11 protein-coding genes and 1 pseudogene are annotated in these 14,907 nt (G+C 72.3%); 3 read left to right on the top strand and 9 right to left on the bottom strand.

Translation table 11 applies throughout. From position 1 onward, the window contains the following. Nucleotides 1-33: 33 nt before the first annotated feature. From nrfD to ACZ5K7_RS25135, 9 genes and pseudogenes are all read right to left on the bottom strand, one after another. Nucleotides 34-1,035 (bottom strand): NrfD/PsrC family molybdoenzyme membrane anchor subunit, encoded by a 1,002-nt coding sequence (gene nrfD / locus ACZ5K7_RS25175; protein WP_468916334.1) that lies wholly within the window; start codon nucleotides 1,033-1,035, stop codon nucleotides 34-36. Continuing rightward, complete coding sequence (locus ACZ5K7_RS25170) at nucleotides 1,032-2,060, bottom strand: 4Fe-4S dicluster domain-containing protein (RefSeq protein WP_468916332.1); 1,029 nt, start codon at nucleotides 2,058-2,060, stop codon at nucleotides 1,032-1,034. Before ACZ5K7_RS25170 ends, nrfD begins: the two co-directional genes overlap by 4 nt. Before the next feature lie 86 nt (nucleotides 2,061-2,146). Beyond that, nucleotides 2,147-5,371: pseudogene (gene fdh / locus ACZ5K7_RS25165) on the bottom strand (formate dehydrogenase); the annotation flags it as partial. A 236-nt stretch (nucleotides 5,372-5,607) separates the two neighbouring features. Next, nucleotides 5,608-6,816 carry a ferritin-like domain-containing protein gene (locus ACZ5K7_RS25160; protein WP_351699060.1) on the bottom strand — a complete coding sequence of 403 codons (1,209 nt, stop codon included), beginning with the start codon at nucleotides 6,814-6,816 and terminating at the stop codon, nucleotides 5,608-5,610. Further along, nucleotides 6,813-7,667, bottom strand: a complete 855-nt coding sequence (locus tag ACZ5K7_RS25155) for a phosphate/phosphite/phosphonate ABC transporter substrate-binding protein (RefSeq protein ID WP_351699058.1) — start codon at nucleotides 7,665-7,667, stop codon at nucleotides 6,813-6,815. Before ACZ5K7_RS25155 ends, ACZ5K7_RS25160 begins: the two co-directional genes overlap by 4 nt. Then, nucleotides 7,667-8,821 (bottom strand): acyl-CoA dehydrogenase family protein, encoded by a 1,155-nt coding sequence (locus tag ACZ5K7_RS25150; protein ID WP_468916327.1) that lies wholly within the window; start codon nucleotides 8,819-8,821, stop codon nucleotides 7,667-7,669. Before ACZ5K7_RS25150 ends, ACZ5K7_RS25155 begins: the two co-directional genes overlap by 1 nt. A 180-nt stretch (nucleotides 8,822-9,001) precedes the next feature. After that, nucleotides 9,002-10,876, bottom strand: coding sequence for a rhamnogalacturonan lyase (locus tag ACZ5K7_RS25145; protein ID WP_468916325.1), 1,875 nt, complete (start codon nucleotides 10,874-10,876; stop codon nucleotides 9,002-9,004). A 98-nt stretch (nucleotides 10,877-10,974) separates the two neighbouring features. Continuing rightward, nucleotides 10,975-11,724 (bottom strand): class I SAM-dependent methyltransferase, encoded by a 750-nt coding sequence (locus ACZ5K7_RS25140; RefSeq protein WP_468916322.1) that lies wholly within the window; start codon nucleotides 11,722-11,724, stop codon nucleotides 10,975-10,977. A gap of 5 nt (nucleotides 11,725-11,729) precedes the next feature. Further along, nucleotides 11,730-12,035 (bottom strand): 4a-hydroxytetrahydrobiopterin dehydratase, encoded by a 306-nt coding sequence (locus ACZ5K7_RS25135; RefSeq protein ID WP_351699052.1) that lies wholly within the window; start codon nucleotides 12,033-12,035, stop codon nucleotides 11,730-11,732. Nucleotides 12,036-12,256: 221 nt separating this feature from the next. On the opposite strand from ACZ5K7_RS25135, the gene ACZ5K7_RS25130 reads away from it, so the two are divergent. From ACZ5K7_RS25130 to ACZ5K7_RS25120, 3 genes are all read left to right on the top strand, one after another. Further along, the gene (locus ACZ5K7_RS25130) at nucleotides 12,257-13,087 is read left to right on the top strand and encodes a helix-turn-helix domain-containing protein (protein ID WP_468916318.1); all 831 of its coding nucleotides are present in this window, start codon (nucleotides 12,257-12,259) and stop codon (nucleotides 13,085-13,087) included. A gap of 86 nt (nucleotides 13,088-13,173) precedes the next feature. Further along, nucleotides 13,174-14,037 (top strand): helix-turn-helix domain-containing protein, encoded by an 864-nt coding sequence (locus ACZ5K7_RS25125; protein WP_351699048.1) that lies wholly within the window; start codon nucleotides 13,174-13,176, stop codon nucleotides 14,035-14,037. Nucleotides 14,038-14,049: 12 nt separating this feature from the next. Continuing rightward, nucleotides 14,050-14,865, top strand: coding sequence for an SAM-dependent methyltransferase (locus ACZ5K7_RS25120; RefSeq protein ID WP_351699046.1), 816 nt, complete (start codon nucleotides 14,050-14,052; stop codon nucleotides 14,863-14,865). Nucleotides 14,866-14,907 lie beyond the last annotated feature (42 nt).

Genomic DNA, 14,907 nt, shown 5'->3' with positions numbered 1-14,907 from the left:
CCCGCACCAGCACGGCTCCTGGCACGGACGAGGTCACGTGCCGCCCTCGGCCTCGCGGCGGGCGTCGAGGCGTTCGCGTTGCGGCTTCACCACGTATGCCGGGTCCTTCGTGGACGCGACGCCCGCCTCAAAGGTCCCGAACCGCTGGAATCCGCTGCCCGCCAGGAGCGCGAGGCCGCCGAGCGCGGCGGCGACCCGGCTGCGGCGGGCGAAGGTGAGGGCGGCGCAGGCCCCGCCGATGGTCAGGTACTCCGATGCCCTGCGCATCCGGTGGGCGGCGCCGTGGGTGAACGTCGAGGTCTCGAACTGCGGCTTGCGGTCGATGAGGCGGGCCGCCACGATCTCCATCGCGGCCCCGAGGAGAGCCAGCCGGCGGGCGGGCGCCGCCTCCGCCGGCGGGGCGCAGATCATCGCCAGACCGGCGCCGCTCGCCGCGGCGGACCCCGTGAACACGAACGGCAGCTCCTTGTGGGCCTCGTGCCAGGCCGGCACCGCCGTCTGGGAGAGCAGAACGGCCGTGTACGAGGCCAGCGCGGGGGCGATCACGGCCGCGGAGACGCCGCCGAGCCGGGCGGCCCACTTCACGGCGGTGGTGAGCCCGGCCCGGTCCAGCCAGGTCTTCGGCACGAGTTCGGCGATGCCGGCCAGGGAGCAGCCAGGGCCGTAGGACATCAGGATCCAGGTGCCCATCGACATCGGGGAACTCGGCTTCGCCACCCGCATCATGTGGTGGAAGCGCAGCGGCCGGCCGAGGTCGCCGATGAGGAGGTAGCTGCTGGCGAGCAGTGCCCCGAAGCTGCCGACGCGGCAGGACCTGCGCATCTCGGGCCGTCCGGTCAGGTCGGCGCCGACGGCCAGCAGGGCGGCGCCCGCCGAGAGTCCGCCGGTGAGGAGGTAGGCGGGGACCTTCCACTCCCAGACCGGCGGCTTCAGCACCGGGCGTCCGTAGTAGGACCGGAATTCCGCGCGCGGGACCATCGTGTCCTCGCCACCACCTCCCCCGCGGTGCTTCCCGCCCCCGCCGTGCCCGGTCACCGACGGCCTCCCCTGACGAAGACCGCGGCGGCCGCGGCCACCATCATCCCGGCGGCCACGGCCGCGTGCTTCCACATGGATCCCAGGTCACGGGTGGTGACGACCGGGTCCGGTGGCAGCCCGTAGACCTCCGGCTCGTCGAGGAGCAGGAAGAAGGCTCCGTCGCCGCCGACTCCGTCGTCGGGGTCGCGGCCGTACAGCCGGGCCTCGGGCACGCCCGCCTCGTGGAGCTGTTCCAGGCGGGCGTCGGCGCGTTCGCGCAGTTCGTCGAGCACGCCGAACTGGATGGAGTCGGTCGGGCAGGCCTTGGCGCAGGCCGGTTCCAGGCCGCCCTTGAGCCGGTCGTAGCACATGGTGCACTTCCAGGCCCGGCCGTCGTCGGGGCGGCGGTCGATGACGCCGTAGGGGCAGGCGGAGACGCAGTAGCCGCAGCCGTTGCAGATGTCGGGCTGGACGACGACGGTGCCGAACTCGGTGCGGAAGAGCGCCCCGGTGGGGCAGACGTCCAGGCATGCGGCGTGGGTGCAGTGCTTGCACACGTCCGACGACATCAGCCAGCGGAAGTCCGTGCGGGTCTCCGCGCCGCTCCCGGCGCCGGGCAGGTCGAAGCTGGGGAAGCCCAGGTCGACGGGTTCCGTGCCGAGTTCGGCGCCGGCCCGGTGGCCCGCGTCGTGCAGGGCTTCCTCGACCACCTCGCGGGTGGTCTCCGTCCCGGACGGCCCGGTGGGCAGGCCGACCAGACCGGAGTCCTGGTCGCCGAGCCGCAGGTCCTGCTCGATGAAGGCGACGTGCCGCCAGGTGCTCGCGCCGAGCGCGCCGGTGTTGTCGTAGGACATGCCGAGCAGGTCGAAGCCGTCCGCCGGGACGCCGTTCCACTCCTTGCAGGCCACCTCGCAGGCCTTGCAGCCGATGCAGACGGAGGTGTCGGTGAAGAAACCGACCCGGGGCGGGTGGTCCTCGGGGTGGCCGGCGTCCCCGGCCGGGTCCGCCAGCGGGCCGAAGAAGCTGTTCTCGTGCTCGCTCATCAGGGTTCCTCCGGCCCTTCGGTGGTGGCCGGGCGGCCGTCGTCAGGGGGCTCGTCCGTCCGGTGGCCGTGGGCCGTCACCTCGCTGGTGCCGGTCCTCGTGGTGATCCCCGCGCGGCGCCGGTAGTCCTCGACGTACGCGAGGAGTGCGGGGCCGCGCGGGCGCCGCCCGGGCCGGATGTCGCAGGTGAGCACCTTGCTCTCCTGGATCAGCACGTTGGCGTCGGCCACCACGCCGATCAGGTCGTTGACGACGTCGCCGGTGGTGAGGCCGCGGCTGCCCCAGTGGTACGGCATCCAGATCTGGTGGACCGTGTGGCCGTCGAGCCGCAGCGGGGCCAGCCGGTCGGTGACGACCACCTTGGCCTCCACCGCGGTCCGGCTGGTGATCACGTGTGCCCAGTCCATGTGGTGCAGTCCGCGCTCGGCGGCGAGTTCCGGGGAGACCTCCACCGTCAGTCCGGGCTGGAGCTCCGAGAGGTAGGGGAGCTGACGGCTCATCGCGCCTGCCGTGTGGTGCTCGGTGTACCGGGAGGCGGTGAACACGTACGGGAACACCTCGGTGTGGGGCTCGGGAGGCGAGGGGTTGTACGGGTTGTCGGTGCGGGCGTAGGTCAGCCGGGTCGGGTTGGACTGCTGCGTGTAGAGCGGGTTGCGCACCGGGGACTCTTCGGGTTCGTAGTGGGTGGGCAGCGGCCCGTCGACCAGGCCGGTCGGTGCGAACAGCGCCGCCTTCCCGTCGCCCATCATGATGAACGCGTCGTCCCCGGCCAGCGCGTCCGTACCGGTCGCCTCCGGCGGCGGCTGGTGGTGCGGCGGCTTGCGCCGCTGGAAGTCGGGGATGTCGTGGCCGGTCCACTCACCGCGGTCGCCGTCCCACCAGACGAGAGCCTTGCGCGCGCTCCACGGCCGGCCGTCGGGGTCCGCGGACGCCCGGTTGTAGAGGACCCTGCGGTTGAGCGGCCACACGAACCCCCACTGGTTGTCCGTGATCGGGTGCTCGAACCGCGAGGTACGGCGCCGGGCCTGGTTCGTCTCGTTCGCGAAGACGCCGCTGTAGATCCAGCAGCCGCACGCGGTGGTCCCGTCGTCCCTGAGCTCCTCGTAGGAGTTGACGGTGCGTCCGGTGGTGAGGTCGATGCCGTTGATGTGGCGCAGGACGTCCTCGGCGGACGGTTCGTCCCCGTGCTCCAGCGCGTAGTCCCAGGCCAGATCGAGGACCGGCCGGTCGCGTTCGTCCTGCGAGCCCGCCAGCTTCTCCCGGACGATCCGCCCGAGGTGGTAGAAGAACCACAGGTCGGAGCGGCGGTCGCCGATCGGTTCGAGCGCCTGGTCGCGCCACTGGATCATGCGCTGGGTCTGGGTGAACGTACCGGACTTCTCGACATGCGAGGCGGCCGGGAAGAAGAACACCTCGGTCTTGCAGGTCTTGGTGGAGATCTCGCCCGTCTCGATCTCGGGGGCGTCCTTCCAGACCGTGGCGCTCTCGATCATCGCGAGGTCGCGTACGACCAGCCACTCCAGGTTGGCGATGCCGAGCCGCTGGAGCCGTCCGTGGGCCGACCCCACCGCCGGGTTCTGCCCGACCAGGAAGAAGCCGTACACCGTGCCGGCGATCATGTCCATCGCGGTGCGGTAGGTACCGTGGTCGCCGTTGATCCGTGGCAGCCAGTCGTAGCGGAAGTCGTTCTCCGGGGTGGCCGCGTCACCCCAGTACTCCTTGAGCATGGAGACCATGTACGTCCTGGCGTTCGCGAAGTACCCCTTGCGCATCACATGGCGTACGTCGTCCACGAACTTGGTGAGGCTGGTGTGGGTGACGTTGGGCATCGGCAGGTAGCCGGGCAGCAGGTTGTACAGGGTCGGGATGTCCGTGGAGCCCTGGATGCTGGCGTGGCCGCGCAGCGCCAGGATGCTCCCGCCGGGCCGCCCCATGTTGCCCAGGAGGAGCTGGACGATGGCGCCGGCCCGGATGTACTGGGCGCCGACGGAGTGCTGTGTCCAGCCCACGCTGTAGACGAGCGAAGTGGTCCGCTCCCGGCCGGAGTTCTCGGTCCAGGCGCGGCACACGTCGAGGAACTGCCGCCGGGTGATGCCGCAGACCCGCTCCACCATCTCCGGGGTGTACCGGGAGAAGTGCCGCTTGAGGATCTGGAGGACACAGCGCGGGTGCCGCATCGTGGGGTCCGTCGCGATCCGGCCGGCGGTGCCGGGCAGCGCCTCGTGGCCTCCGGCCGACTGCGCGGGGGTGGCGGAGATGAGGGTGCTGCCCTGCCTGCCGTCGCCCTCGCCGCCGACGCACTCGTACGCCCAGCTGCTGCTGTCGTACTTGCCGGTCTCCGGGTTGTAGCCGCTGAACAGGCCGTCCAGGTCCTCGGTGTCCTGGAAGTCCTCGCGCACCAGGAACGTGGCGTTGGTGTAGGCCCGCACGTACTCCTCGAAGTGCAGGTCGTTGGAGAGGATGTGGTTGACGACACCGCCGAGGAAGGCGATGTCACTGCCCGCCCTGATCCGCACGTGCTGGTCCGCGTGCGCGCTGGTGCGGGTGAACCGGGGGTCGATGTGGACCACCCGGGCACCGAGCTTCCTGGCCTCGATGACCCACTGGAAGGCGACCGGATGGGCCTCGGCCATGTTGGAGCCCATGATGATGATGCAGTCGGCGTCCGTCAGGCTCTCCGGGGTGTCCGTGGCACCGCCACGGCCGAGCGAGGTTCCCAGACCGGGAACCGTGGCGGAGTGTCAAATGCGCGCCTGGTTCTCGATCTGCAGGGCGCCCAGGGCGGTGAACAGCTTCTTGATGAGGTAGTTCTCCTCGTTGTCCAGCGCCGCTCCGCCCAGGCTGGCGAAGCCCATGGTGCGGCGGAGCGGGTTGCCCTGCTCGTCGGTGTCCTGCCAGCCCCGGCGGCGGGCGTCGAGGACCCGGTCGGCCACCATGTCGAGGGCCGTCTCCATGTCCAGGTCCTGCCATTCGGTGGCGTACGGGGCCCGGTAGCGCACCTTGTCCTCGCGCTGCGGTCCGGTGACCAGCTGCTTGCTGGAGGAACCCTTGGGGCACAGGCGGCCGCGTGAGACCGGGCTGTCCGGGTTCCCCTCGATCTGGGTGACCCGCTCGTCCTGGACGTAGACGTTCTGGGCGCAGCCGACGGCACAGTAGGGGCAGACCGATTGCACGACCCGGTCGGCGTCCTCGGTATGGGGCGTGAGGGTCCTCGACCGCTTCGACTCGACCGCCCTGCCCCGGCCCAGCCGGTCGGCTCCGGTGATCTGCCGGTACACCGGCCACAGGTCCGCCCACCGTTTCACGCCCATCCGCCCGCTCCTTCGCGTCAGGGCCCCCGACCTCGTCTCCACGCTACCCGCGGGGCGGCCCGCGGCAAGTTCAGGGCGCCTCGGGCCGGGACCCGGCCTGACCTGCGGTGGCGAGCGAGCGTGCGGCGTCGGCCGGCATCCCGGCCGCCCGGTCCACGTCGGCCGATGCCGTCGCGGACGGAGCCGGGTTCTGGGTGCGGCTACGGCGACGGCTACGACTGTGACGCCCGAGGCTGTCACATGAAGTTGCGGGTGTGCAGTGCGGACAGTTCCGCCGCCTCGTCGTCGGGGAAGCCCAGGCGGGCCAGGCGGTGGCGGCGTCCTTCGTCCATCTCCTTCTGCAGGTGCCGCACCGCCTGCCAGCCGCGGGCGATGTCCCGCGGCGCCCAGGAGCCCGCGGCGAGCAGCACCAGGGAGTCGAAGACGTCCTGGTTGAGTCCCGCGGTGCCGGTCAGCGCGTCGTGCCGCCGCTCCACCGCGGCACGCAGCCGGCCGTGCAGCAGGGGGTCGACGGAGGCCCGGTGTTCCAGATGCCCGACACCGAACGCCACGTGCCGTGCCTCGTCCTGGCGGACCAGATGGCTGATGCGGCGGGTGACCGGGTCAGGGGCGTGCCGCTCCAGGAGGGACAGGAGGTTGAGGAAGCTGCCCTCCCCGAGCACGGACAGCAGGAAGGACGCGATGGAGAAGTCCGGTTCGGTCAGCAGGGTCGCCAGGGACGCCCGGCCGCCCACCGAGGAGGTGCCCATCTCGCCGCCGCGCAGCAGCGCCCGCCGGGTGAAGACCTCCACGTGCCTGGCCTCGTCGGCCGCCTGCACCGCGAGCAGCTGGAGCACCTCGCGGAAGTGCGGATGGACCTGGACCAGCAGCCGCCCGGGGACCACCAGGGCGGCCTGCTCGTTCTCCACCAGGTAGGTCATGACCTGGACGACGGCGGTCTCGATCTCGTCGGGCAGGGTGAAGTCCTCGTCCCAGTCCACCGCGCGGTAGGGGTCCCACTGCGAGGTGACCGCCTGCCGGTACAGACGGGGCGCGAGGTCGGTCCACGCGACGTCCCTGTCGACGACGGCGAAGGGCACGTCCGGTCCGCCCGCCTCCACCAGCGCTCCGCGCGCGGCGAGGCCCCAGTGCAGGGGTGCCCGGTCCGCGATCCCCCCGGCCGACACGCCACCGGCGCGTTCCGCCCCGTGCAGGCGGGCGCCGGCGACAGGACCCGCCCGCAGCCGCGCGACCACCGGCGCTTCCCGCGGGTCCGCGGCCTCCAGCTCGTGCCCCTCGTGGCGGCACCAGACGGCCAGATGGGGCAGGAGCGCCGGGTCCGTCCCGAGCACGTCGACCCGGGTTCCGGGCGGTGCCTGCCGCAGGGCGCGGCTCAGCAGCAGCCGCGCACCCTGCTCGAAGCCGAGTGTGCCGAGGTCGGCCGAGACCGCGCCGGCGGCGGTCACGGCCGGTAGCCGGCCGCGGTGATCCGGCCGCTCGCGTCGTAGAAGCCGGTGGCGTCGACGGCCGCGGTCAACTGGCCGAAGCCGGTCTCCCGGCCGGGCAGCCACCGGGTGAGCCCTTCCAGGTCCAGGAGCCGGCGCACCTCGGGATCGCTGTACGACATGGAGAGCAGCAGCGCCGAGAACCGGTCGCCGAGCTCCTTGTCCAGGGACGGTCCGGCCGCCAGTACGCAGTGGTCGTAGGGCTCGGTGCGCGACAGCAGCCGGGTGCCACCGGGCGGCAGGGTGCCCTCCTGCCCGAACAGCAGGTGGCCGGCGTCGATCATGCAGGCGGCGTCCGCCTCCCCCGCCATCAGTGCGCGGGCCGCGTCCCGTTCGCCGCCGATGTGGTCGCCGTGCAGGCCCACCCCGGTGTCATGGCGGCGTACCTCGAAGTCGGTGCCCGCGACCAGGCCGAGATCGGCCAGGTGGTGCAGGGGGATCAGGGTCGACTGGGGCGAGTCGACCGCGCCGACGGCGACCGTCCGGCCTTTCAGATCGGCCGTCGAGCGGATCTCGCCGTCCGCCCGGACCACCACCACGGAGGTCAGGTCGCGGTCGGTGTCCCGCATCACGAGCGGCGTCACCTCCGCGCCCGCGGCGGCGGCCAGCCGGCGGGTGCGCAGCCAGGCCAGCGGTGAGTGCCAGGCCGCGTCGATCCGCCCGTCGACCAGGTCCTGCGCCTGCCGCTCGTAGTGGGCGTAGAGCACGAAGTCGAAGGCCAGACCCTGCGCGAGGAGCCAGGACCGGAAGCCCGACCAGATGGTCACGACCTTCGGGTCGTAGGCGACGGCGCCGAGGACCAGCTCTGGCATCAGGCCTCCTCGAAGAGCGGCAGGCCCAGTTCCACGCGGCCGCAGAAGTCGTGCAGCGCCTCGGTGGTGGGTGCCATCACACGGGCCGCGAGGGCGTCCCGGAACCGTCGCTCCACGCCCGTCTCGCGGCGGAAGGCGGCGCCGCCGCACAGGCGCATCGCGCCGTCCGCCACCTCGGCGGCGGTCTCCGCGGCGAGGGCCTTGATCTGCAGGACCCGCAGCGTCGCCTCGGGGCGTCCGGTCTCCGTCGCGGTGAGCGTCTCCTCCAGCAGGGCGCGCAGCGCGTCGGCCCGCAGTCGCAGCCCCGCGAACTGGTTGCGGGTCATCGGCTGCTGGGCCAGCGTCTGGTCCAGGTGCACCAGGCGGGTGTGGCGAAGGTGCGCGGCGGTGAGGCCGAGCAGTGCTTCGGTCACGCCGAGCGAGAAGGCCGCGCTCAGTACGAGGAAGCACGGCAGCACCACTTCGAGAGCGGTGCTCAGCCCCTCCCCGTCGGCGGCCAGCAGCGCGGACCGGGGCACGGCGACGGCCGTCGCCGACACGGGGCTGGACGCGTTGCCGCGCAGCCCGAACCCGTCGTAGTCGCCCTGTACTTCGAGTCCGGCGCTGCCTGCGGGCACCAGCCACAGCGACATCGGTCCTTCCGCCCGCAGCGGCCTGCTGGACCAGACGTAGCTGTCGGCCTCGCCGGCCGCGGTGACCCAGGACTTCTGCGCGTCCAGGCGCACCGCGTCGGCGCCCTGGGGCTCGGCGGTGCTCACCGGGGCCCAGAAGTGGCTGCGGGAGCCGCGCTCGGAGAACGCCAGGGTGGTCAGATGGCGGCCGGCGGCGATCTCGCGCCGGACGTCCTCGGGAGCGTGCCGGTCGAGGACGGTGACGGCCGAGTAGTGCATGAGCAGCACCATGGCCGTCGACCCGCACGCACCCGCGAGCCGTTCGATCACCTGGGCGGCCTCACGCAGTCCCGCGCCCGCTCCACCGTGCTCCCGCGCGCTGAGCAGCCCCAGCAGCCCGGCCTCGCCCAGCGCCCGGATCCCCTCCCGTGGGAAGCGGCCGCTCCGGTCCACCTCGTCGGCGAGCGGTCCGACGAGCTCGCGGATCAACGCGTCGAACGCGTCGGATCGGAGGTTCGGGGATTCCGTCATGATCGTCTGCACGATTTAGCACCTTGATGTGGAGTGGTTGCCGAATGTCCAATTCCTCCGGCCAGTCAAGCATTCCGTCCGGTGCACGCGACGGAGCGCGCGCCGAGCGACCGGCCGCAACCGGTGCGATGCAGCACCGTGCGCGTCACCGGGCGCGGGCGCGTGCCACCGCCGGCACGCGCCCGCCGCCGCTCAGGGTGTGTAGACCGTCGGGCGAGGTGCCGTGCCCATCCCGTCGCCGATGAAGAAGCTCGGGTGCGGAGGTTGGTTGTAGGCGGTGTTCTGCCAGGCCAGGGCCGTGCGGTACTGGGTGTCGTGGAGAAGGGTGGTGATCTTCGTACTGGTCTCGTACGGGGTGGAGTAGATGCGCAGGGCCGTGTTGTCCGTCGTCGGCCAGACCACTTCCTCACGCCAGTCGCCGAGGATGTCCCCGGACAGGGACGGGGTCGCCTTGGTGCTGTTGTCGGAGTGGACGTCGGAGGCGGTCAGGAGGCGGGTGTCGGCGGTCGTGCCGTACTTGTCGATGTGGGTGTCGTCCAGGAGTTCGCGGACCGGGTCGCCGTCCCACCAGGAGAGGAAGTTGATGCTGGAGGGCTTGCGGCTCGCGACCACCGTGCCCTTCGGGTCGCGCACCCCGTCCGCGCGTGACGACCAGGACTCGGCGCCCGGGCTGCCCGCCCAGATGTCGCCGGAGGCCCCCCGGCCGTTGTCGCCGTTGGGGGCGGTGGACCAGAGGACCTGGCCGGTCTTCGCGTCGGCCATCCAGGAGGAGGGCTTGGAGCTGTCCTCGTCGACCTTGAACTCCTCCAGGCCGGGGCGGGACGGGTCGAGGTCGCCGACGTGCATGGCGTCGCCGTGGCCGTTCTTCGTCGTCCACAGGCCGTTGCCGTTGTCGTCGACGGCCATCGAGCCGTAGACGATCTCGTCCCTGCCGTCCGCGTCGACGTCCGCGACGGACAACTGGTGGTTGCCCTGGCCGTCGTAGCCCTTGCCGGTGTTGGTGGAGGAGTTGGTGTCGAAGGTCCAGCGGCGGGTGAAGGCGCCGTTCCGCCAGTCCCAGGCGGCGATCACCGTCCGGGTGTAGTAGCCGCGCGCCATGATCAGGGACGGTCGGGAGCCGTCCAGGTAGGCGGTGCCGGCGAGGAAGCGGTCGACACGGTTGCCGTAGGAGTCGCCCCACGACGACACCGTGCCGCGGGCCGGGACGTAGTCGACCGTGCCCATCGCCTTGCCGGTCTGCCCGTTGAACATGGTCAGGTACTCGGGGCCGGAGAGGACGTAACCGCTGGAGTTGCGGTAGTCGGCGGACGCGCTGCCGATCACGGTGCCGGTGCCGTCGACCGTGCCGTCCGCCGTCTTCGTGGCGATCTCGGCCTTGCCGTCGCCGTCGTAGTCGTACACCTGGAACTGGGTGTAGTGGGCGCCGGAGCGGATGTTGCGGCCGAGGTCGATGCGCCACAGGCGGGTGCCGTCGAGTCTGACGCCGTCGAGGATCGTGTCGCCGGTGTAGCCGGACTGGGAGTTGTCCTTGGCGTCGGTCGGCTGCCATTTGAGGACGAAGTCCAGTTGGCCGTCGCCGTCCAGGTCGCCGACGGAGGCGTCGTTCGCCTCGTAGGTGTACGACACCCCGTCGGGTGTGGTGCCGCCCGCGGGCGGGGTGATCGGGACGTCCTTGTACCCGGTGCGGAACTGGATCGCGTGGACCGAGTCCGCCTGTTCGACGCCGTTCACGATCGCGCGGACCGTGTAGTCGGCCTGGGCCGGGGCGCCGGCGTGGAAGTAGTCGGTGGAGCCGGTGACGGGAGTGGAGTTGACCTTCGTACCGGCGCGGTAGACGTTGAAGGAGACGTTGTCCGGGTCGGTGCCCAGCCAGCGCCAGCTGACCAGGTTGCCGGCGTCGGTGTGGACGCTGACCACGCCCCGGTCGAGGGCCTCGACCTGGCGGGCCGTGGCCGCCTCGGCCGGGCCCGCGGAGAGGACGGTCAGACTGGCGCCGACCAGGGCGGCCGCGGTGGCGAGCGCTGCCAGGACGGCTGAGCGGCGTCTGCGATGCGGGTGCTGCTGCACGGGACATGCCTTCCGGGAGACGGACGGGGTCCTCCGTCAGTCGGCGCCGTCCGTCCGGGAGTTGCCGTGTCTTTCGGCCAGTTCGAGGGCGATGGGCTTCAGCCGTGGGCCGGTTTCCCGAACGCCCGGACGCCGAAGCGGGGGTCGGGGCGGCGGCGGTCCTGGTCGGGCAGGGCCGCCAGTCGCCCGGCGAACTCCTCGGCGCGGGGGTCGCCGGGCCGTATCACCGTGAACCAGCCGCGCCGCAGGTCGGCGATGGTGGAGCGGGGGGTGCGGCCCTGGCCGTGGCCGAGGAAGGCGGCCTGTCCGGCGGGAGACAGTCCGCTGTCCGCGGCGTGTGCCGTGACGACAGCGGCCGCGTCCGGGGCCGGGCGGCGCGGGCGCGCTGCGAGGATCGCGTCGATGTCGCTGCCGACGTCGTGCGCGGCGGCCTTGTCGACGGTGGTGACGTACACCCCGCCGGGCCGCAGCACCCGTGCGCACTCGGCGACGACGGCGCGGACCTCGGCGGTGTCCGCTATGAGGTGGAGCAGCCAGATGGTGGTCACCGCGTCGAACGTGGCGTCCGGGAAGGGGAGTCGGCGGCTGTCGGCCAGCAGGACCGACCCCGGCAGCCGGGCCGCGGCCAGCCGCGCCATGCCCTGGGCGCGGTCCGCCCCGGTCACCTGGAGCGCGGGACGGGCGGCGGCGAGGCGGCGGGTGACGATGCCGGTGCCGCAGGCGAGGTCGAGGAGACGCCCGGGGCGGTCGGGGATCAGCCCGAGGACGGCGCCGGCGGCCGCCTCGGCGCGCGCTTCGCCACCGCGCGTCGCGTCGTAGGCCCCGGCTTCCTTGTCGTAGTCGAGCACATGGCTCAGTGTGCGCCGTGGCCTGGGGCGATGTCCTCCACTCTGCGGGCGAGTTCGAAGTCCAGGCCGGTGACGGCGCCGCCCACGCTGTGGGTGTTCACGGCGAGGGTGACCGTGTGGTAGCCGAGGGTGAGGTCGGAGTGGTGGTCGAGCTCGTCCTGGATCCGGGCGATGTGCACGACGAGTGCGGCGGCGGCGAAGTGCGAGTCGAGACGGTAGACGCGGACGAGCCGGTCGCCGTCCACCGACCAGCCCGGCAGCTCGGCCAACCGGTCCTCGATCTCCTGCTGCGCCAGCGGTGCGACGGCCATGGTGCGGCTTCCTTCCCTGAGATGCCCGGAGGCGTACGTGGGTTCAGCCTGCCACGACCGGGCCCTCCGGGCGCGTGCGCACCGCGGTGCGCGTCGCCTCGCGGCCGACGCCCTCGACGGGAGCCGCCGGCTCGCCCCGGTCGGCCGCCCCTCCTCGGATACGGCCACCCGCCCCCTTCTCGGCCGCCGTCACCCGGGGGCCCTCGGCTACGGTCGTCCGTATGACCACTGTCGCCGCCGGCCCCGCCGCCTCCCCGCCCGCCCCCGACGGGAAGGGCGTCGGCCCGCTGCTGCGTGCCTGGCGGGAGCGGCGGCGGGTCAGCCAGCTGGAGCTGGCCCTGCGCGCCGACTCCTCGGCCCGGCACATCAGCTTCGTCGAGACCGGCCGCTCGCGGCCCAGCGAGGAGATGGTGCTGCGGCTGGCCGAGCACCTGGAGGTGCCGGTGCGGGAGCGCAACGCGCTGCTGCTGGCGGCCGGTTACGCTCCGCACTACCCGGAGACCCCGCTGGACGACCCGGCGCTGGACGCGCTGCGCGACGGCATGGAGCGGCTGATCCAGGGCTACGAGCCGTATCCGGCGCTGGTGGTGGACGCCACGTACACCGTGGTCGCCGCCAACCGGGGCATCGCGATGCTGCTGGAGGGCGTGCCGGAGTCGCTGCTCACGCCCGCGCCCAACGCGATGCGGCTGACCCTGCATCCGGAGGGCCTGGCACCGCGCATCCGCAACCTGCGCGAGTGGCGCGGGCATCTGCTGGAGCAGATGGAACGGCAGATCGCGCTGCACCGCTCGGACGCGCTGCGGGAGTTGTACGAGGAGGTCGCCGGCTATCCGGCCCCGGCGGGCGTGGACGACGGCCAACCCGCCGAACCCGTCGCCTGGTTCGCGCTGCCGATGCGGATCGAGCACCAGGGGCGGGTGCTGTCGTTCGTGTCGTCGATCTCGACGTTCAACACCCCGATGGACGTGACGGTCGCCGAGCTGGCCATCGAGACGTTCCTGCCGGCGGACCCCGCGACGAGCAAGTACCTGCACTCCCTGGCAAGTTGACGCAAGACGTTGTCTCGACCAGGTGTGCGAGGCGGCATCGCGTGGCACACTGCTCCCCGTACTTGTGCACGTAGGGGAGGCGTGGCGTGAGTGAACGGCGTGCTGCGCCCACCGTAGGGCAGGTCGTGCTCGGCAAGCGGTTGCAGGAACTGCGGGAGGCCTCGGGCCTCGGCCGGGACGAGGCGGCGCGGGTGTTGCGGGTGGCGCAGGCGACCGTACGGCGGATGGAGATGGCCGAGGTCGCGCTGAAGATCCCGTACGTCCAGGTGCTGCTGGAGACGTACGGGGTGCCCGAGGAGGAGCACGCCGCGTTCGTGCGGCTGGCCGAGGAGGCCAACCAGCCGGGCTGGTGGCAGCGGTTCCACGACGTGCTGCCGGACTGGTTCAGCCTGTACGTGAGCCTGGAGGGCGCGGCCCGGGTCATCCGCTCCTACGAACCGCACTTCCTGCCCGGCCTGTTGCAGACCGAGGCGTATGCGCGGGCCGTGCTGGAGGCCGGGACGATAGGCCACAGCGACCCCACGGCCGTGGAACGGCATGTGTCGCTGCGCCTGACCCGGCAGCGGCTGCTGGAGCAGGACGATCCGCCGCACCTGTGGGTGATCATGGACGAGACGGTGCTGCGGCGCCCGGTCAGCACCGACTGCGGGATGATGCGCGAGCAGGTCGACAAGCTCCTCGCCTTCGTCGAACGGGACCGGATCACGCTCCAGATCGCCGAGTTCGCGAGCGGCCCGCACCCGGGGACGTACGCGCCGTTCACGCTGTTCCGGTTCGCCGAACCCGAGCTGCCCGACATGGTCTTCACCGAGTATCTGACCGGCGCCCTGTACCTGGACTCCCGCGACGAGGTCGGCGCCCATCTGGAGGTGCTGGACCACATGACGGCCCGTGCCGCGTCGGCGCAGCGGACCGAGGAACTGCTGCGGGAGTACCGTGACAACCTCTGAGGAGCAGAGACCGTGACCGCATCCGAGCCCGCGCCCACCGCCGTCGACACCAGCCGGCCGCATCCGGCGCGGGTGTACGACTGGTGGCTGGGCGGCAAGGACAACTACCCGGTGGACGAGGAGCTCGCCCGGAGGATCCTCGCCGTGGACGGCACGGTGCTGCGCGGGGCGCGCGCCAACCGCCGGTTCATGCAGCGGGCGGTACGCGCCGTCGCCGAGTCCGGGACCCGCCAGTTCCTGGACATCGGCACCGGCATCCCCACGGAACCGAACCTGCACCAGGTGGCGCAGGGCGTCGCGGCGGAGTCGAGGGTGGTGTACGCGGACAACGACCCGATCGTGCTGCGGCACGCGGAAGCCCTGCTGCGCGGCACGCCCGAGGGCAGCACCGCCTACGTCCACGCCGACGTCCGCGACCCCGGCACCCTGCTGGCCCGCGCCGCCGAGACCCTGGACTTCGCGGAGCCGATCGCCCTGTCGCTGGTGGCGCTGACCCACTACCTCGACGACGACCCGGACGGCGACGACGTCCACGGCCTGCTGAAGAGGTACGTCGACGCGCTCGCGCCGGGCAGCCATCTGATCCTGTCCCAGGTCACCCCGGATCTCAGCCCCGAGGCCGTGGCGCAGGCGGCCGCGCACTTCCGGCGCAGCGGGACGCCCTTCCACCCGCGTCCGCTGACCGCCTTCCACCGCTTCTTCGACGGACTGGAGCTGCTCGGCCCCGGCGTGATCCCGGTCTCCGGCTGGCGCCCGGACCCCGAGGACGTGGCCCTCCAGCAGGAGGGCATCGTGCCGGTGTACGGAGCTGTGGCCCGCAAGGCCTGAGCCGTTCGGTCGCCCCGGACCGACGACCCGCTCGTACGGCTC

This window comes from Streptomyces sp. NPDC031497, assembly GCF_055580905.1.
This window is presented reverse-complemented; position numbering and strand designations above follow the sequence as displayed.

Coding starts and splice junctions, on each gene's coding strand:
- ACZ5K7_RS25170 (WP_468916332.1), bottom strand. CDS start 2,060: ATGAGCGAGCACGAGAACAGCTTCTTCGGCCCGCTGGCGGACCCGGCC.
- ACZ5K7_RS25155 (WP_351699058.1), bottom strand. CDS start 7,667: ATGCCAGAGCTGGTCCTCGGCGCCGTCGCCTACGACCCGAAGGTCGTG.
- ACZ5K7_RS25135 (WP_351699052.1), bottom strand. CDS start 12,035: ATGGCCGTCGCACCGCTGGCGCAGCAGGAGATCGAGGACCGGTTGGCC.
- ACZ5K7_RS25130 (WP_468916318.1), top strand. CDS start 12,257: ATGACCACTGTCGCCGCCGGCCCCGCCGCCTCCCCGCCCGCCCCCGAC.